This is a genomic window from Mesorhizobium sp. 113-3-9, assembly GCF_016756515.1.
GTDB lineage: Bacteria > Pseudomonadota > Alphaproteobacteria > Rhizobiales > Rhizobiaceae > Mesorhizobium.
Genome location: NZ_AP023246.1, coordinates 3,028,601 through 3,046,613, shown reverse-complemented (window position 1 = coordinate 3,046,613; position 18,013 = coordinate 3,028,601). Strand labels below are relative to the sequence as shown.

The following is an 18,013-nucleotide window of genomic DNA, read 5'->3' as shown; positions in this document are numbered from 1 at the left end:
GGCAGATATATGTCAATATCAGATATATGCTGTCAGCATGTAATTGACACCGACATGTATTTTTGTTAGCGCGCTGTGATATGAGCAGCAACGATACCGGGCCGGGCAAGCCTGACCGATTTTCCACACCGTGCCAGACGCATGGCGATCAGGATCTGGCGGATCTGGCGCGCGGCAGTGGCCTGTCGGAAGCGGCGGCCGAGGCCGTCGCCGCCATCGATGCGGTGATGAACAAGGTGCGCCGCTCGGTGCAGCGCCGGGAATTCGGTCGTTTGATCCTGGAGCGCATCGATCCATCGCTGGAAGTGAGCCATCTCGATGCGATCATAGCGCTCAGTGCGATCGTCGGCGACACGCCGCAGGACGAGGTGACGGTCGGCATCATCGCCGAACGCATGGGGATCGACCCCTCCCGCGCCAGCCGCATCTCCGCCGATCTCGTCGAACGCGGTTACGCCTTCCGCGTCGCATCGCAACTCGATGCCCGGCGCATTTGCCTGAAACTCACCGCCAAGAGCGAGCGCCTGGTGACGGCGGTGCGCCAGACCAAATTGCGGATCTTCGCCGGTGCACTGGCGCAATGGGACGAGCAGGAACTGGTGACGTTCGCCACCCTGCTGGAACGCTTCGCCGGCTGGGCCATCGACGAAGCGGGGATGCGCAGGTCGGCGGATGCCGTCAAGCAGATGATGGACGAGACCGAACCGGTGCTGGAACTGCCCGAGGCGAAATAGGCGCAGCCCATATCGTGCAAAAGCCTGGTCCGCCCCTTTGTGGACGACGGCTCGGTCAGGCGGTTCCTTTCGCCTCGTGCGCGTCTCGATGGCCACGCCGATCGAACTCGCTTGGCAGTCCGATGCGCTGGCGCAAGGTGGATCCTGGCGCGTAGGTTCCCAGAAGCCCGCGTCGCCTGAGCTCCGGGACGACACCGGCGCTGAACGTTTCCAGATCCGCGGGCAGTACCGGACACATCACGCTGAAGCCGTCAGCCGCGCCAGTCTCGAACCATTCCTGCATCGTGTCGGCAATCTCGGCCGCTGTCCCCGCCTGCAGGAAATGCCCTCGCCCGCCGCCCACGCGCTGGAGGAGTTGGCGTACCGTCAATCCTTCCCGGCGCGCCAGCGTGACGATGAGGGCGAAGCGGCTCTTGTTGGCCTGCGAGCGGCCTTCATCACCGACGCTTGCCGGCAGCGGTGCATCGAGGCCGAAGCTCCGGGCATCGGTCTGCAGATACTCCGAAAGCTGTTCAAGCGCGTGCTCGCGCACGATGACGCCGTCGATGGCGTCGAGGCGGGCCTGCGCGGCGGCGCGCGTCTCGGCAACCACCGGCATGATGCCGGGCATGACCAGGACGGTGTCGGGATCGCGGCCCGCACGTTCGGCGCGTGTCTTGATATCCCGATAGAAAGCCCGGGCATCGTCGAGGGAAAGCTGCGCGGTGAAGACCAGGTCGGCACGCGAAGCCGCCAGGTCCCGGCCGTCCTCGGACGAACCTGCCTGGACCAGGAGCGGCCGCCCTTGCGGGCTGCGCGGCGTGTTGAGCGGCCCGGCCGTGCGCACGAAGGGTCCGCTGTGATTGATGGCACGAACCTTGGCGGGATCGAAATAGAGCCCCGCCTGCTTGTCTCCGATGCGGGCGTCGGCATCCCAGCTGTCCCACAGGGCCATGGCGGCATCGACGACATCCCTTGCCTTTGCATAGCGTTCGGCATGGTCCGGCAGTCGGTCGGTGCCGAAATTGCTCGCCTCGAGGCGATTGGATGAGGTGACGATGTTCCAGCCCGCGCGTCCGCCGGTGATATGATCGAGAGAGGCGAAGCGGCGCGCTATGTGGAACGCCGGCTCGAACGAGGTCGAGAGCGTGCCGATCAGGCCGATGCGGCTGGTCACGGCGGCAAGGGCCGACAGGATGACGAGTGGATCCATCGTGTCGGAGAGGTGTTTCTCGGCGCCTTGCAGAAGGGCCAGCACGTCGCCGAGAAACAGGGATTCGAAGCCGGCCGCTTCCGCCAGTTGCGCCAGCCTTACCCAATGCGCCAAGGATGTGGTCGCGAAGGGATCGCTTTCCGACATGCGCCAGGCGGCCTCGTGGTTTCCGAGGCCGTAGACGACGGCGTTCAGCCGAAGGAAGCGCGGTATGGCGGACATGTGTCGTCAGTTCTTCGGCAGGTAGTCGTTGGAGATGTAGCCCGCGAAATCAGGCTTTTCAGTCAGCGCCGCGCCATTGCCGTCCTTGAGGATGCCGTTGGCGAAGAGATAGTCGCCGATGGCGGCGTTCTTGGCCGGATCGATGGTGCCGACCGCACCGTTCTCGCCGCGCAGATAATGTCCCTCCACCAGCGACTTCACCGAGGCATGGACAAGGTCCTTGTTGGTGAGGGCGTCCGGATTGGCGGCGATCAGAAGGTCGGCGGCTTCATCTGGGTGATCAACGGCATAGGCGTACCCCTTCTGCGTTGCGGCGAGAAAGGCCTTGGCCGCGTCCGGCGATTGCTTGAGGTAGGCATCGCTCGAAACCAGAAGCGTGGTATGCTGCTCGGGAACCCCATAGTCGCTGTATTTGAAAGTCGTCAGCTTCTGTCCGAGCAGCTCGGCCTGAACGCCTTCCCATGTCACGACCTCGAGCGTGAAATCCACCGAGCCGTTGGCGAGAGCCTCATAGGCCGACGTTCCCAGCGTGACGGTCTTGATGTCGCCCTTGCCGCCGTCGGCTTTGATGATGCTGCCTATCAGCGCATTCTCCCAGGCGCTGCCGAATCCGCCATAGGTCTTGCCGTCCAGGTCCCTGGGCGACTTGATGTCCGCGCGGTCGGCGTTGAAGACGACGCGCCCGGTCTCATGCTGGACAACAGCGTAAACCGCCTTGAGGTCGGCGCCGGCCGCGTGCTGGGTGTAGAAGCCCACGCCGGCGACGCCGAAATCGGCCTGGTGATTGCTGACCAGGGTGCCGGCGGCGGTGTCGGAATAAGGCAGGATCTCGACGTCGAGACCGGCCTCCTTGTAGAAACCCTTTTCGCGCGCCACGTAGAGGCCGATGTGGTTGGTGTTCGGTGTCCAGTCGAGGGCAACGGTCACCTTCTTCGCCTCCTGCGCATAGACGGGGGATGCGAAGATCATCGCGCCGGCCAACATGCTGGCGGCGAGCTTGATTGCCTTGCGGCGGTCGAGGTCGATCAATTCAGTCTCCTTTGGTTCGATATCAGGCAAGTTCGGACGAAGCGCTGCCGAGCAGCGCATCGAGAAGCTCGGCTTCGATCCTTGTCGCTTCGGGGGCGGAAAGATCATGCACGGTGCGCGGACGGCCGAGCGGCACGGCGATCTCGCGGACCACACGGGCGGGGCGTGCCGAGAGCACATAGATCCTGTCGGACAGAAAAACCGCCTCCCGCACATCGTGGGTGATGAGCAGCGCGGTCCAGCGATGGCGTTCCCACATGCGCTCGAGCCACTGCTGCATGGAGGTGCGCGTCAGCGCATCCAGCGCGCCGAACGGCTCGTCGAGCAGCAGCATCTGCCGGTCCTGGACAACGGTCCGCAACAGCGCGACCCGCTGGCGCATGCCGCCTGACAGCTGGCTGGGATAATGCTGCTCGAAGCCGGCCAGCCCGAACTGCTCGAACAGCGGAGCGACGCGCCGGCGTGCCTCGCGGCGCGGCACGCCCTGAACTTCAAGGCCGAGCACGGCATTGTCGAGCACGCGCCGCCACGGCATCAGGGCGTCGCGTTGCGGCATGAAGGCGAACTTGCCTGCGGGATCCGTCAATTCGCTCCCGTCGAAGGCGATGCTGCCCGCCCCCGGCATGGTGGCGCCGGTCAGGATCTGGAACAGGGTCGACTTACCCGCCCCGGACGGACCGAGGATGGACACGAATTCGCCGGCGGCGACATCGAGATTGATGTCGCCCAACACATCGAGCGCGCCGAAGCGTTTTGCGACATGGCGCAGCGAGAGCCTGGACGCGGTCATTTGCCACCGTCCTTGCGCGCCTGCTCCCAGGGCATGGACAGGCGCTCGATCAAGACGGTGCAGCCGAAGAGCACGAGCGTCACGAGAGCGCTGCAGAACACGGCCGCCAGTACGAGGTCGGGCCGAAAATTGTTCTTGGCGCTGAGCATGTAGATGCCAAGCCCCTTCGCCGCCCCGGAATATTCGGCGAAGATCGCGCCCACCACGGCATAGGTGATCGAAATGCGCAGGCCGGTGAAGAAGAAGGGAATGGCCGAAGGCAGACGCGCCTTGAGGAAGACCTGGAGGCGCGTGGCTCCCATGGAGCGCAGCAGCCACTCCATGTCCTTGTCGGTCGAGTCATACCCCTGGACCAGCGCCACCATCATGGGGAAGAAGGTGACGAGGGCCACCAGCAATATCTTCGGCAGCAGGCCGAAGCCGAACCACAACACGACCAGCGGCGCGATCGCCACCAGCGGCAAGGTCTGGCTGATGATGAAGACCGGAAACAGCGCGCGGCGCAGCGGCCGCACGAAGTCGACCAGGACGGAAGACAGGAAGGCGGATGCCACCGAAAGCGCAAAGCCGCTCAAGGTCGCGGCGATCGTGGGAAGCGCGTTGTCGATAAGCGACTGGCGGTTGACGACGATCTGCTCCACGACGCGTGACGGCGCCGGCAGCGTCGTCGCCTTGATGCCGGAATAGCGGGCATAGAGTTCCCAGGAGAGGATGATCGCCGCGACGAGGAGCGTTGCCGGCCAGGCCGCGCCGATCGCGTTGCCGAGGCGTTTTCCAAGGTCGCTCGGCTGCGCGACGACCGTCGCGACAGGCGCTGAACCGACGGGCGTGACGACCTTGCGCGCGTCCTGCCCGTGGGCCGGTCGCCCCGCGGGCAGCTCGTAGGCTTCGTCCGGTCGTCGCGCCAGCTTTGCCGTGGTCACTTGAAGGCTTCCCCGGAGGGGCTGTTGGCGACCAGCGTCGCCTGCAGCACGACGTGTCCGGCCGGATTGCCAAAATGCGTCAGTATGGTCGAGAACGCCGCCAGCACATGCGCTGCGTCGCCGTCGACACGCGTGCCGAAATCCTTGGAGGTGGTCCGCAGACCGACGGCTTTGAGAAAGACGAGTGTCTGGGCGATCGTCTCGATGTAGTCCGATGCGGCGAGAGGCAGCAACGCGAACTGCGCGGCAACCTGTATTCCCGAAGCGGCGGGATTTCCGAACCGGGCCACGGCGGCGGATACCGCGCCGGTGCTTGCCTCGGCGCTGGAAACCGGCACGAATGTCCCCTCCCAGCCGGGGCAGCCGCGCGAGGCCAGCAACGTCTGGACGACATGCGCACCGCTTGCGGCGGCACGCACGAACGTCGTCGTCAGCGCACCGAACACGATGTCGGGCGTGCCGGCGAGATGGCTTGATATGCTGTCGGTGGAGACCGTCAGCCCCTCGATTTCGCTCAGCCCGGCGACCGCGTCCAGTATGATCGGCACGAAGCGGTCGGACGCGGGAACCAGGGAGAAATTCGCGCCGACCTCGCCTTCGAATATGGGAGTGGCGCCGGACAGGCGGTTGGGTTGAACGATGTCGGTCATGCCGTTCTCCAGAGGTGATTGGGGGATGCGGCAAGATCCCGATAGGCGCTTGCCGGGTGGTCGTCGGGCACCCGTTTGTGCCCGGCGCCGTAGAAGCTCTCGCGATAGGTCGTGCCGTCATAGTGCTCACGCACACGCCCTCGCCGGCGAAGTTCCGGCAAGACAAAGGCGTTGAAATCGCGATAGCTGCGAAGCGGCATCGGATCGGTGATGTTGAAGCCGTCGATGCCGGCCTCGTCGAACCAGCTTTCGAGTTGGTCGGCGGCTCGAACCGGGCCACCGACAATCTCGGCACCGCCGCCGGCAATGCCCAGGAACTCGCCGATCGCGCGCGGCGTCCAGCGGCGGGTCGGATCAAGCCTGGTATAGATCTCCAGCACGCTGCGGATGCCTTGCGTCTCGACATATTCGAGGGGCGCGTCGGGATCGAGCCTGGAAAGGTCGAGCTGAAGAATGGCGCTCAGCCGCGCCAGATGCCCTTCCGTGCTGATCACCTCGCGATAGGCTTCATGCGTCGCCTGCGCCGCCGCATCGTCGGCGCCGGTCACGACCGTCGCCATGGCGAAGAATTTCAGGCTTTGCGGATCGCGCCCCAGCCGTTCGGCGCGGGCACGGACATCGTCGACGATCTTGCGCGCGAGGTCGGGGCGGTGAACCGCGATGAAGACACCCTCGGCGTGGCGGGCGGCGAACTCGCGGCCCACTCCCGACACACCGGCCTGGAAAAGCACCGGCGTGCGCTGCGGCGACGGCTCGGCAACGAAAGCGTCCGGCACGCTGAAGTAGCGCCCCTTGTGACAGATCGGATGGACCTTGGCCGGATCGGCGAAAATGCCCGCGGCCCTGTCCATGACGACCGCGTCATCCTCCCAACTGCCTTCCCAAAGCTTGTAGACGACCTCCAGGAACTCGTCGGCGATCGCATAGCGCTCGTCATGCGGCACCTGCGTGTCATGGCCGAGATTGCGGGCAGCACTTTCCAGCGCCGAAGTGACAATGTTCCAGCCAATGCGGCCGCCGGTCAGGTGATCGAGCGTCGTCAGCTTGCGGGCGAGCGCATAGGGCTGTTCGTAGGTCGTCGAGACGGTGATGGCGAAGCCCAGATGCCTGGTCGCGGCGGCCATGGCGGAGACGACAAGCAGCGGATCGGTGGAAGGTGTCTGCACCCCCTGCTTGAGTGTGCCGGCCATGCTGCCGCCATGCGTATCGAGCACGCCGAGCACGTCGGCCACGAACAGGCCGTCGAACAGCCCCTCTTCCAGGGTCCTGGCTGTCTCGATCCAGTAATCGAGCTCGCGATAACGGTGCGACTGGTTGTCGGGATGCCGCCATGCGCCCACTGCCGCATGGCTGACGGTCGACTGTTTGAAGCCGTTGAGGCGGATCAGCTTTTGCATGGCCGTCAGCCCGTGGTCGCCAGCGGCCGCGAGGGATCGGCATTCCACTCCTCCAGCGAACCATCGTAGACCTTGACGTCCTCACGACCGGTCAGCCCGAGCGCGAAGGCAACGACGGTCGCCGAAATGCCGCCGCCGCAATAGAGGGTGACTGAAGATGCCCCGTCGACAGGAGCAAGGCGGGTTCGCAGTTGGTCGGGCGCCAGGAACCTGCCCTCGGCATCCAGCAGCGACGCGGCGGGAATGTTGATGCTGCCCGGTATGTGACCGCCTCGGCCCGCGACCTTTTCGGCGCCGGCGAAATAGCTTTCCGGGAGTGCGCAGACCAGTGCTTCGCCCTGACGCTGACCGGCGACATGCGCCTGTACCGTCGCGATGTCCGTGAAGGATGGAAGCGGACGCACCGACAGCGGCTTGCCCGCGGGCGCCGCCGTGCCCGCGCCAGACTCGGTCGGCTTCCCCGCCGCGACCCACGCCTTCCAGCCGCCATCGAGCACCGCGGCATTGGTGAAGCCGATGGCGCGCAACATCCACCAGATGCGCGTCGCCCACATGTTGAGGAAGTCGTCGTAGATGACCACCGCCGCTCCGTCATGGACGCCGAGCGCCTGCAACGAAGCCGCGAGCTTTTCGGCAGGCGGAAAGGCGAAGGAGAACGGCGCGGCGGCGTCCGAAAGCGATCGCTGCAGGTCCGCGTAACGCGACCCGGGAATATGCGCCTCCTGCCAGCGGCTGCGCCCAAGCGCGCCGTCAGGCCCCCCAGGTCCATAGGGTACGGTTGCGTCAAGCACCACCAGACCAGGCGTGCCAAGGCGCGTGGCTAGCCAGCCGACATCGATCAGACGGCCGGGTATGCTGAGAGATGGATGGGATTGCGTCACGATTGCCTGCGAGACCGGTTGAGAGCTTGCGGTGAGCTTCTTGTCTTGTTCGTTGCGTAGCCACCCGCGCACGGCCTCGAGAACCATAGCGCTGGGTGCTAATGTTGATTATTTTTATAGACATTATTGTACAACGAAAGGAAATGAACGGTCGCCGGCAGGCGGGATCAGGGATTTGTTTTCTGTTTGCTGGCGCTCAAGAGGCCCGGATGATGCACAATGGACCGACGGCCGGTCACCCTTTTAGGCCGGCTGGCATAGTGCGCGCCTGACGGACTTCCTTGCGTCGGCCGCATGATCCATCTGCGATTACGGGGCAAGCTTATAGTGGCTTCGCTGGTCCGCACGATACCACTGACCTGACATCTCCCGCCGTGGGCCATGCAGGAGGCTCAGGATCATCGAGACGAGATCCTTCGAAACGTCAGTTCCTCAATCCGCGCAAAATGAGTTCCGCGACCTCGTCGTGAAATGCCGCCTGGCCGAACTGTCTGACCGCGAAGGGTCGCAATGCCCAGATATCGCAGACCGCATCGACAAAATTGGCGGCGATCTCGGGTTCGACAGCACGGAACTCTCCCGCCGCTATTCCGTCGCTGACGAGTTGCGCGATCTGCAGCAGCAGCTTGCGATATTCCGCCAGGACGCGAATCCTGGCGGCCGGTGACAGGGACTTGAGTTCGCGGTTGAGCACGCCGACATCCCTGCCGAAGCGGTCGCCCTTGTCTATGATCGCCGTGATGGTGGCGCGAAGCTTTTCGGTGGCCGTGCTGCAATTGACGGTGGCAAGGTCCACGTCGGTGCGCACCCGCGCCATGGTCCAGATATAGACCAGTTCGAGCATTTCATCCTTGCTGGCGACATATTGGTACATCGTCGGCACATGCATGCCAGCCGTGTCCGCGATTTCGCGCATGGTGGCATTGCCAAAGCCCTTGCGGGCAATGACGGCGGCGGCGGCGGCGGCGATCTGGGCGCGTCTTTTGTCGGCCGGGCTCATCGCTTCGTCGGGGGACGACGCGTCATCGGACACAGGCTCGCCGGAATTCGACAAGGGTCCGGCCGGCTCGCCGATGCCTGTCGGCTCGGCCTGCACGACCAGATGGGTCATGCTGACGGCGCAAACCGTCTTGCCTTCTTCGTCATGGACCAGGATCTGCCAGTTCATTGTCGAGCCATCGCTGAAGAGCAAGGTCGCCTCGCCTTTCAACCGGCCTTCGACATGGTGGGAAAACAGACTTGTCCGGCATTCGATCTCTTGCGCCTTGCGCGTCGGGCCAAGTGCCGAGGCGGCGCCAGCGGACGCGAGCTGGCCCGCGAAATCCGTCAGCAGACCCAGCGGCGAGCCCGCCGAACGGGCGCCTGGGACCGTCAGGCGCCCGACCACACTGTCCGGCGCGGCGGAGGTGATCGTCACCGCTGACGACCATGCCGAAGACATTTCGAGCTTTCCCATGTTCCTCCCTCGCCGCCGCCGCGCAACAAACGTCCTTCATATTGCAAAAAAAGGGAATTCCAATCGCTTGACTCAAAAGCCTTTGATACGCTTCATTACTGAACGATCAGTAGTGCCTGTCAATCGCTTGTTTTCAAATGTCATGGAGATGGAAATGTCGTGCAAAATCGGACGGCTCGCGGCTTGGGCGGCAGTTTCAGCGCTCGCGATCCTGGCTTCGGCACCGGGGGCCTATGCAGAACCGCTTGATCTGAAGATCGGAGCATTGCTCGAATCGACGGGTCCCCTTTCGGAACTCGGGCCGCCGGCCGAAAAGGCGATCAACCTGTCGGCCAAGGTCGCCAACCAGGCGGCCAAGGACGCCGGCGCGGCGATCACCGTCAGCATCGTCTCCGCGGATTCGCAGGGCGATCCTCAGGCCGCCCTTTCGGCGACGCGTACGCTGGTCGACAAGGGCGCCTCTTGCATCATGGGCCCATCGACAACACCGGAATCCATCTCCGTGCTCAACGGTATCACCATGCAGCGCAAGATCACGCTATGGCCGCTTGCGTCGAGCACGCGGTTGCGCACGGTCAAGGACGATGGCACGATCTACCGCCCCGTGCCGGCCGACGATCTGCAGTCGAAGGCACTGGTCAAGGCCATCGAAAATCATGTCGGCAAAGGCAAGGCCGTCGCGATCATCTTCCGCAACGAACCCTATGGCGATGCGCTGTCAAAGAGCTTCACGCAGGATTGGCAGGCTGAGGGCGGCACCATATCGACCACGATTTCCTTCGACCCGCAGCAGGAAAGCTTCGATTCCGAGGCCGGTCAGGCCGTGGCCGGCAATCCGGACGCCTATGTCGTGATCGACTATCCGGAAACCTATGCCAAGCTCGGTGCCGCGCTGGTGCGAACCGGGAAGTTCGACGCGAAAAAGGTCTTCGTTGCCGACGCGCTGTCCTTTGCCAAGGTTCCCGACAATATCCCGCCTGAGGCGCTCGAAGGCGCCTATGGCGTTGCCGGCGGATCACCGACCGGAACCGACGCGTTCAAGGCATTCAACAAACTTTGGGACGAAGCCGGCGGCGTCGCCAATGCCTCTTATACCGCCAACAGTTTCGACGCCGCCATCCTGTGCTTCCTGTCCGCGGTTGAGGCCGGCTCGACCGAGCCCGGCGCCATTCGCGACAAGATTCGCTCGGTGACCAAGGACGGTGCGCCGCAGTTCACCATCGAAACCCTGGCCGATGCGGTGAAGACCGCCGCCTCCGGCAAGCCGATCGACTATGTCGGCGTTTCCGGCGCTTTCCGCTTCAAGGACAATGGTGATCCATCGTCCAGCCTGTACGACGTCTTCCAGTATCAGGGCGGCAAGCAGGTCAAGATCGAACAGGTGGATGTGAAGTAGCCTTCGTGATTACCACTGCCCAAACCGAAAGGGCGCAAGCCAAGGCTTCCGCCCTTTCATCCCCTCTTTCGGCTCTGCCACGGCCAGCCCTGCTGCTGGCCGTGCTGGTCGTTTTGTTGTGCGCGCTGGCTGTCGCCTTCGGGCCGGTGCCGGCATTGCAGGCCACGATCAACGGTTTCGTCGCCGGGAGCTACACCGGCCTTGGCGCGATCGGCCTGACGCTCGTGCTCGGCGTGCTCAAGCTGGTCAACTTCGCGCATGGCGACCTGCTGGTCACCGGCGCCTATTTCACGATCCTGTTCGCCTGGCTCGGTCTGCCCTTGCCGCTGGCCATGCTGGCGGCGATGATAGCGACGGCGGCGTTGGCGCTCCTCACCGAGAAGATCATCTGGCAACCGCTGCGCCAGGCGAAGGCCGGCAGCCTGCAGCTTTTCCTGTCGGCCATCGGGCTTGGCCTGGTGCTGCGTTTTTCCGTGCAATTTTTCGCCGGCAGCCAGGTCAGGACACTTGGCGCCAATGTCGTCTCCTCGATCGCCATCGGGCCGCTTCGGCTCGGCACGTTGCAGGCGCTGGCCTTGGTCGTCGGCCTCACGGCGATGATAATCGTCGGACTGGCGCTGCGCTTCACCAGCATCGGAAAGGAGATGCGGGCCTTCGCCGACAATCGCGCCCTGGCGGAGGTGTCCGGCATCGACACGCAGCACATCATTAACGTCACCTGGATCGCCGCCGGTTTCCTGGCGGCGCTGTCGGGCATTCTTTACGCAACCGCCATCGGCAGCTTCAATCCGAACTTCGGCATAACGCTGCTGCTCAGCCTGTTCGCCGCCACCGTCCTGGGCGGCGTCGGCAACCCTTACGGCGCACTTGTCGGCGGGCTGGTGATCGGCCTCTCGCAGGAATGGTCTACCTTGCTGTTCAACGCGCGATGGAAACCCGCGGTGGGCTTCGCACTGCTCATCCTGATGTTGATGTTCATGCCGCAAGGCATATTCGGTCGGGCAAAGCGCCGCTCATGAGCATCGATTTCTGGATCAATGTCGGCGTCCTTGCAGGCATATACGGCATATTCACCCTCGGCCTGCAGCTCAATGCGGGCTTCACCGGCCTGTTGAATTTCGGCCAGGCCGGCTTCATGGCGATTGGCGCCTATACGGTCGGCATCCTGGTTGTCGACCGCGGCTGGTCGCTTTGGCTGGCGCTGCCGGCGGGCATTGTGCTGGCCGTGCTGGCAGGCCTGTTCGTCGGCATCGCGTCGCTGCGCCTGCGTTCGGACCACTTCGCCATTGCCACCATCGCCTTCGCCGAGATCGTCAGATACACCTTGCAGAACGCGGCTTTCTCAGGCGGCAACCAGGGTGTTCTCGGCTTCGACGCCGAATGGCGCGCCGTGTCGGACTGGATGCTCCCATGGCTCGCCACGATCGGGCTCGGCAGCTACACGCAACTGCCGCTGTTCATCGTGGTGTGGCTGGTCTTCATCGCGCTTCTTCTGATGCTCAGGGCCTTGCAGGCAACGCCATGGGGCCGTGTGCTGCGCGGCATTCGCGAGGACGAGGATGCCACCGCCGCGCTTGGCAAGGACGTGTTCGCCTACAAGCTCCAGTCGCTCGCCCTGGCGGCGGCGCTGGCCGCGGTCGCCGGCTTCTTCGTCGCGCTCAACGTCACCTATCTCTACCCGACCGTCTTCGATCCGACATTCACCTTCTTCGGTTATGCGCTGCTGGTGCTGGGCGGCTTCGCCAGCTATGGCGGCGTGGCGCTCGGCAGCGTGCTGTTCTGGATACTCCTGGAGGGCACCAGGCTGATCGAGACATCGCTCTCGGCCGGCCAGCAGGCCTCGCTGCGCTTCGTCATCGTCGGCCTGTTTCTGCTCCTGATCAGCCGGCTGCGGCCGCAAGGCCTGCTCGGCAATGTCAACGAGATGAAGGTGCGGCCATGAGCACCGAAACCATCCTGGAGGTGGCCGACGCGGTCAAGGATTTCGACGGCCTTCGCGCCGTCGATGGCGCGAGTTTCAGCGTCGAGCGCGGCTCGATCACGGCGCTGATCGGCCCCAATGGAGCCGGCAAGACGACGATGTTCGATCTGCTGAGCGGCTTTGCCAGGCTGGACTCCGGCGCCATCCGCTTCGCCGGACGATCGATCGGCGGCATGGCGCCCCACAGGATCGCGCAACTCGGCATGGTGCGTACCTTCCAGTTGACTCGGGTCCTCGCCGGCATGTCGGTCATCGACAACATGCTGCTCGCCGCGCCGCGCCAGCCCGGCGAACACCTCATCTCGCTGCTTGTCGGGCCAGGACGCGCCAGGGCCGCCGAGGCCACTTCGCGCGCACGAGCCGCGGGCTTGCTCGAGACATTTGGTCTGCGCGACAAGGCACAGGACTATGCCGGCGCGCTCTCGGGAGGCCAGCGCAAGCTTCTGGAAATCGCACGGGCACTCATGACCGAGCCGTCCATGGTGCTGCTCGACGAGCCCATGGCAGGAGTCAATCCGACGCTCGGCCGCGCCATTCTCGACCACATCGCCGCGTTGCGGGAACAGCGCGGCACCACTTTCCTGTTCGTCGAACACGACATGGACATCGTGATGAGCCGCGCCGACCGCGTCGTCGTCATGGCTCAGGGCCGTGTCATCTCGGCCGGCACGCCGGCGCAGGTGCGCGCCGATCCCGGTGTCGTCGAAGCCTATCTCGGCAGTCCGTCCCCGGAGGCGGCGGCATGAAGCCCAATGTGCTCACCATCGCCTCTCTCGTTGCCGGCTACGTGCCTCAGCTTGATATTCTGAACGGCGTCAGCATCACGGTGCGCCAGCACGAGATCGTCACCGTCGTCGGCCCCAACGGCGCCGGCAAATCGACGCTGCTCAAGGCGCTTGTCGGCCTGGTGGCGCCAAAGAGCGGGACGATTGCGCTCGACGACAAGGACATAGCCGGCCTACCGCCGAGCATGATCGTCCGCCAGGGTCTGGGGTATGTCCCGCAGCGCGAAAACGTGTTCGAGACGATGCCTGTCGAGGAGAACCTCGAGATCGGCCTGAAGCCACGTCGCGATCTCCAGCTGAAACAGCGGCTGGAGCTGATGTACGAGCTTTTTCCGAGGCTGCGCGAGCGGCGTCGGCAGATGGCCGGAAGCCTGTCGGGCGGCGAACGGCAGATGCTGGCCATGGCGCGGGCGCTGATGCCGGAGCCGAAGGTGCTGTTGCTCGATGAGCCGACAGCCGGTCTTGCGCCCCGGTTCGTCGACGTGATGTTCCAACAGGTGTCGGCGATCAACAAGTCCGGCGTCACGATCCTGATGGTCGAGCAGAACGCCACCCGGGCGCTGGCCATGTCGCATCGCGGATATGTGCTGGACCTCGGCCGCAATGCCTATGAGGGCGAAGGGCCGGCCCTGGCCCGCGATCCGAAGGTCGCTGATCTTTATCTGGGAGGATTTCATGGCTGACGCCACAGTGGATTTCGAGGCGTTGGATGGCATGGTTCGCGACGCGCCATTTCATCGATGGCTTGGGGTGACCCTCAAGTCGATGTCCGCGGACGGCGTGGAAATCCTGCTGCCGTGGCGCGAGGAGTTCGTGTCGGATCCGGTGGTTCGCTACACACATGGCGGCATCCTGGCGGCGCTGATCGATCTTGCCGGCGACTATGCGGTCGCCGCGAAGATCGGCCGAGGCGTGCCGACCGTCGATATGCGGGTGGACTACCATCGCGCCGCTTTGCCCGGCGCCCTCGTGGCCCGTGCGACCATCATCAAATTGGGCGGTACGCTGGCGACCGCCGAAGCCAAGGTGTTCGATGAACAAGACAGGCTCGTTGCCAGCGGGCGCGGCGTCTATCTGACGCTGTCGCGCAAGGACTGACAGGAAGGACCGACATGAGCGTCGAACTCGATCACATTCTGTGGGCGGCACCCGATCTCGATGCCGGGTCGGCACTTATCGGCACGCTCACCGGCGTCGATCCGGCCCGGGGCGGCTCGCATCCCGGCTTCGGCACGCGCAACAGCCTGCTTTCGCTTGGCGCCACCTATCTGGAAATCATTTCGCCCGATCCGGCGCAATCGCTCGAAGGCAATCGCGGCGGCAGCATTGCCGCCCTCGCCCACCCCGGGCTTGCCACCTTTGCCGTGCGCACCAAGAACCTCGACGCCTATGCGGCGGCGGCAAGCCGGGCGGGCATCCGCACCAGGGGCCCGATCGAAATGGGCAGGACGCGGCCGGACGGCGTGCGGCTCGACTGGGCCTGTCTCTACATCGAGGATGCCACTTTCGGCGAGATGATCCCCTTTGCCATCGACTGGAAGGCATCGCCGCATCCCGCCGCGAGCACGCCCGTCGGCTGTACACTGCGCGAGTTCATCGTGCTGCATCCGCAAGCCGAAGCGCTGTCGCGGATCTATAGCGAAATGGGCATCGACGTGCCCGTACGGCTCGCTGCCCAACCGGGATTCCTCGCCGTCCTGCAATCACCCCGGGGTGAGGTCGTTCTCACAGCCTCCTGACCGCGCCAGACCATACGATTTTCGAAAGCGAGCCTGCCATGCCGATCACGCCAGACAATCCGCGCTGGAACAATCTTGGCTACTGGAACCACGATGCCGCCGGCCTTTACCCCGACAACATCGCCATCATCGACCTGTCGCGCGACCAGCCACGCGAGGTGCTTTATCGCGAACTTGAGAACCGGCTCGACAGGGCAGCCGGCCTTCTGGTCGACAGCGGCCTGAAGCCCGGCGACCGGCTGGCTCTGTCGGTCAGCAATCGTTTCGAATTTGTCGAAACCTTCTTCGGCGCCATGCGCGCCGGCATCGTTCCGGTTCCTCTCAACACCAAGCTCGGCGCCGACACGCTCGAATACATCATGCGGGACGCCGAATGCGTCGGCGCTCTCGTCGAGGAAGCGGCGAATCCGCACGTCGCCCCGCTTGCGGAGCTGATCGGATGCAAGGTGAAAATCGCCTTCGAGACGTCGCGACCCGGCTGGCTGGACTATGAGGCGGCGCTGGCGGCGACCGAGCCGCGGTTCGATCCAGCCCGGCTGTCGGACGACCATCCCTCCTTCCAGCCCTACACGTCGGGTTCGACCGGCCGGCCCAAGGGCGTGGTGCTCACCCATGCCGGACAGGTCTGGTGGCTCCGCTGCCTGCAGAAATACTGGCCGGGTCTGCCCGAGCATCGGGCGCTGGCGGCGGTTCCGCTCTACCACAAGAACGCCATGGCCGGCGCCATCAAGCCGATGTTGAGCTGGGGCGCCTCGGTGGTGCTGTTGCCGAATTTCGAGCCGCGCCGCTTCCTCCAGACCCTGGCGGACTACCGCTGCACCCATGCCGGCGCGGTTCCGGCGGTGTTCACGCTGCTCCTCCAGGAGCGCGACCTGATCGAGACGCTGGATTTCTCGGCGCTGAAGGGCCTGAAGATCGGCTCGGCGCCGACGCCCAGGGAGCTGCTCGACGCCGTCGAAGCGGCCTTCGGTGTCGCGGCCTCGGAGAGCTACGGCCTGACCGAAGGCGGGCCGGTGATGATCGGCACGCCGACCGATGGACGCGCCGTCCCCCATGGCAGCTGCGGCGTGATCTGGCCGGAGGGCGAAGTGAAGCTCGTCGACGCGGCCGGCAATGAAGACCCGTCCTACGGCGAATTGCTGGTGCGCAATCCGGGCGTGACGCCTGGCTACTGGAAGCTGCCTGAGGTCAACAGGCAAAGGCTGAAGGACGGTTGGCTCAGCACCGGCGATGTCTTTTCCAAGGACGGCGACGGCTTCTTCTATTTCCGCGGCCGCACCGACGACATGTTCAATTCGGGCGGCGAGAACGTCTATCCGCTCGAGATCGAGAACATGCTGCTGCGCAATCCCGCCGTCGCCGAAGCCTCGGTGGTGCCGGTCCCGCACCGCATCAAGGGCGAAGTGCCCGTGGCGATGGTGGTCAAGGCCAAGGGTCGCGATATCACCGAGGAGGAACTCAAGCAGTTCTGCCTCTCGGTCGGCCCTGCCTATGCCCATCCGCGCAAGATCGTCTTCACCGAAGAGCTGCCGCTCAATGGGCCGGGCAAGATCGACCGCAAGGTCGTGCAGCGGATGATGATCGAGCGCTTTGGAACACTGGGCTAGTCAGCTGGCTCGCCGCCACTCGAGACAAGACAAGAAACGATACAAGGGAGATCAGCATGCGTGCCGTCGTAACCTATGAACATGGTGGTCTCGACCGGATGGTCCATGAGCCGTCCTACAGCGACCCGATACCGGGCGCGGACGACGTGGTGGTCAGGATGCGCGCCTGCACGCTCAACTATCATGACGTCTTCACCCGCAAGGGCATGCCGGGCATCAAGATAAACATGCCGCTCATCCTCGGCATCGATGTCGCGGGCGAGATCGCGGCCGTGGGCGAAAATGTCCAGGGCCTGAGCGCGGGGCAGCGCGTGCTTGTCGACCCGATCGACCGCGTCAAGGGCGGATTGCTCGGCGAGACCTTCGACGGCGGGCTCGCCGAACTGGTCCGGGTTCCCGCCCACATGATCATTCCGCTGGCCGACGACGTAAGCTTCGCGGACGCCGCCGCACTGCCCGTGGCCTATGGCACCGCCTATCGCATGATGATGACGCGGGGCAAGATCAAGCCGGGCGAGAAGGTGCTGATCCTCGGTGCGTCCGGCGGCGTCGGCACGTGTTGCGTACAGCTTGCCAAACAGGCCGGCGCGACGGTGATCGCTTGCGCGTCGAGTGACGAAAAGCTCGATCGCCTGAAGGCGTTGGGTGCCGATGTCGGCATCAATTATGCGCAGGGAGACTGGGTGGCGGAATGCCGGCGGCAGTTCGGCCGGGCGCGGGTCTTCGGACGCGACGAAGGCGGCATCGATGTCGTCGTCAACTTTACCGGCGGCGACACCTGGGTGCCGTCGCTTCGCGTCATGCGCCGTGACGGCCGGCTGCTGACATGCGGTGCCACGGCCGGCTACGATCCACATGAGGATTTGCGCCTGATCTGGACCTTCGAGTTGAACATTGTCGGCTCGAACGGCTGGTCGCGCGACGACGTGCTGGCGCTGCTCGACCTTGTCAAAGGCGGCAAGCTGAAGCCGGCGCTCCACCCACGGCGGTTTTCCCTCGAGGAGGCCGGCGAGGCCATGCGACTGCTGGACGACCGGCAGGTCTACGGCAAGGTGGTCATAGAACCCTGACAGCAACACCTGGCCGGAAAGCCGATCTTTGCGATCCCAGCGATGATCGGATCGATGTTGGGCGGGCGACCCCGCCCAACCTTTCCTTGAAGGCCGCATCGCAACGTCGTGCGACTATGGCTAAATCATCAGCCCCGCGGTCTCAATCGATGTCGAATGAG

General features: G+C 64.5%; 18 protein-coding genes. 10 read left to right on the top strand and 8 right to left on the bottom strand.

Going from position 1 to position 18,013, the window contains the following annotated elements:
- Positions 1-80: 80 nt before the first annotated feature.
- Positions 81-734, top strand: coding sequence for a MarR family winged helix-turn-helix transcriptional regulator (locus MesoLj_RS14780; protein ID WP_202326472.1), 654 nt, complete (start codon positions 81-83; stop codon positions 732-734).
- Between the two features lie 55 nt (positions 735-789).
- Here the strand turns inward: MesoLj_RS14780 and MesoLj_RS14775 are convergent, their stop codons facing one another.
- The 8 genes from MesoLj_RS14775 to MesoLj_RS14740 form a co-directional block, all read right to left on the bottom strand.
- Positions 790-2,148, bottom strand: coding sequence for an LLM class flavin-dependent oxidoreductase (locus tag MesoLj_RS14775; protein WP_202326471.1), 1,359 nt, complete (start codon positions 2,146-2,148; stop codon positions 790-792).
- Positions 2,149-2,154: 6 nt separating this feature from the next.
- The gene (locus tag MesoLj_RS14770) at positions 2,155-3,177 is read right to left on the bottom strand and encodes an ABC transporter substrate-binding protein (protein ID WP_244735421.1); all 1,023 of its coding nucleotides are present in this window, start codon (positions 3,175-3,177) and stop codon (positions 2,155-2,157) included.
- A 22-nt stretch (positions 3,178-3,199) separates the two neighbouring features.
- Positions 3,200-3,967: an ABC transporter ATP-binding protein gene (locus tag MesoLj_RS14765; protein ID WP_202326469.1), complete on the bottom strand. Its 768-nt coding sequence runs from the start codon at positions 3,965-3,967 to the stop codon at positions 3,200-3,202.
- On the bottom strand, positions 3,964-4,722 hold the full coding sequence (locus tag MesoLj_RS14760; RefSeq protein ID WP_244735546.1) for an ABC transporter permease: 759 nt from the start codon (positions 4,720-4,722) through the stop codon (positions 3,964-3,966). Before MesoLj_RS14760 ends, MesoLj_RS14765 begins: the two co-directional genes overlap by 4 nt.
- Before the next feature lie 164 nt (positions 4,723-4,886).
- On the bottom strand, positions 4,887-5,540 hold the full coding sequence (locus MesoLj_RS14755) for a YkoF family thiamine/hydroxymethylpyrimidine-binding protein (RefSeq protein ID WP_202326468.1): 654 nt from the start codon (positions 5,538-5,540) through the stop codon (positions 4,887-4,889).
- Positions 5,537-6,937 carry an LLM class flavin-dependent oxidoreductase gene (locus MesoLj_RS14750; protein ID WP_202326467.1) on the bottom strand — a complete coding sequence of 467 codons (1,401 nt, stop codon included), beginning with the start codon at positions 6,935-6,937 and terminating at the stop codon, positions 5,537-5,539. The genes MesoLj_RS14755 and MesoLj_RS14750 overlap by 4 nt, the downstream gene beginning before the upstream one ends.
- 5 nt (positions 6,938-6,942) lie before the next feature.
- Entirely contained in the window at positions 6,943-7,818 is an 876-nt protein-coding gene (locus MesoLj_RS14745; RefSeq protein ID WP_202326466.1) for a sulfurtransferase, read from the bottom strand.
- Positions 7,819-8,242: 424 nt separating this feature from the next.
- A complete protein-coding gene (locus MesoLj_RS14740; protein ID WP_140774739.1) occupies positions 8,243-9,274 on the bottom strand; it encodes a TetR/AcrR family transcriptional regulator in 1,032 nt (343 codons plus the stop codon).
- A gap of 154 nt (positions 9,275-9,428) precedes the next feature.
- On the opposite strand from MesoLj_RS14740, the gene MesoLj_RS14735 reads away from it, so the two are divergent.
- Genes MesoLj_RS14735 through MesoLj_RS14695 form a run of 9 tightly spaced genes read left to right on the top strand, consistent with a single transcriptional unit; the run spans position 9,429 to position 17,852 of the window.
- On the top strand, positions 9,429-10,670 hold the full coding sequence (locus MesoLj_RS14735) for an ABC transporter substrate-binding protein (RefSeq protein ID WP_202326465.1): 1,242 nt from the start codon (positions 9,429-9,431) through the stop codon (positions 10,668-10,670).
- 5 nt (positions 10,671-10,675) lie between these two features.
- Complete coding sequence (locus MesoLj_RS14730; protein ID WP_172349247.1) at positions 10,676-11,689, top strand: branched-chain amino acid ABC transporter permease; 1,014 nt, start codon at positions 10,676-10,678, stop codon at positions 11,687-11,689.
- The gene (locus MesoLj_RS14725) at positions 11,686-12,612 is read left to right on the top strand and encodes a branched-chain amino acid ABC transporter permease (protein ID WP_202326464.1); all 927 of its coding nucleotides are present in this window, start codon (positions 11,686-11,688) and stop codon (positions 12,610-12,612) included. Before MesoLj_RS14730 ends, MesoLj_RS14725 begins: the two co-directional genes overlap by 4 nt.
- Positions 12,609-13,397 (top strand): ABC transporter ATP-binding protein, encoded by a 789-nt coding sequence (locus MesoLj_RS14720; protein ID WP_140774285.1) that lies wholly within the window; start codon positions 12,609-12,611, stop codon positions 13,395-13,397. The genes MesoLj_RS14725 and MesoLj_RS14720 overlap by 4 nt, the downstream gene beginning before the upstream one ends.
- Positions 13,394-14,119: an ABC transporter ATP-binding protein gene (locus MesoLj_RS14715; protein ID WP_140774286.1), complete on the top strand. Its 726-nt coding sequence runs from the start codon at positions 13,394-13,396 to the stop codon at positions 14,117-14,119. Before MesoLj_RS14720 ends, MesoLj_RS14715 begins: the two co-directional genes overlap by 4 nt.
- Entirely contained in the window at positions 14,112-14,534 is a 423-nt protein-coding gene (locus MesoLj_RS14710; RefSeq protein WP_140774287.1) for a PaaI family thioesterase, read from the top strand. The genes MesoLj_RS14715 and MesoLj_RS14710 overlap by 8 nt, the downstream gene beginning before the upstream one ends.
- Positions 14,535-14,548: 14 nt before the next feature.
- Entirely contained in the window at positions 14,549-15,175 is a 627-nt protein-coding gene (locus MesoLj_RS14705) for a VOC family protein (protein ID WP_202326463.1), read from the top strand.
- A 38-nt stretch (positions 15,176-15,213) separates the two neighbouring features.
- Complete coding sequence (locus MesoLj_RS14700; protein WP_202326462.1) at positions 15,214-16,782, top strand: class I adenylate-forming enzyme family protein; 1,569 nt, start codon at positions 15,214-15,216, stop codon at positions 16,780-16,782.
- Positions 16,783-16,838: 56 nt separating this feature from the next.
- Positions 16,839-17,852: a zinc-binding dehydrogenase gene (locus MesoLj_RS14695; RefSeq protein WP_202326461.1), complete on the top strand. Its 1,014-nt coding sequence runs from the start codon at positions 16,839-16,841 to the stop codon at positions 17,850-17,852.
- The last annotated feature ends 161 nt before the right edge of the window (positions 17,853-18,013 follow it).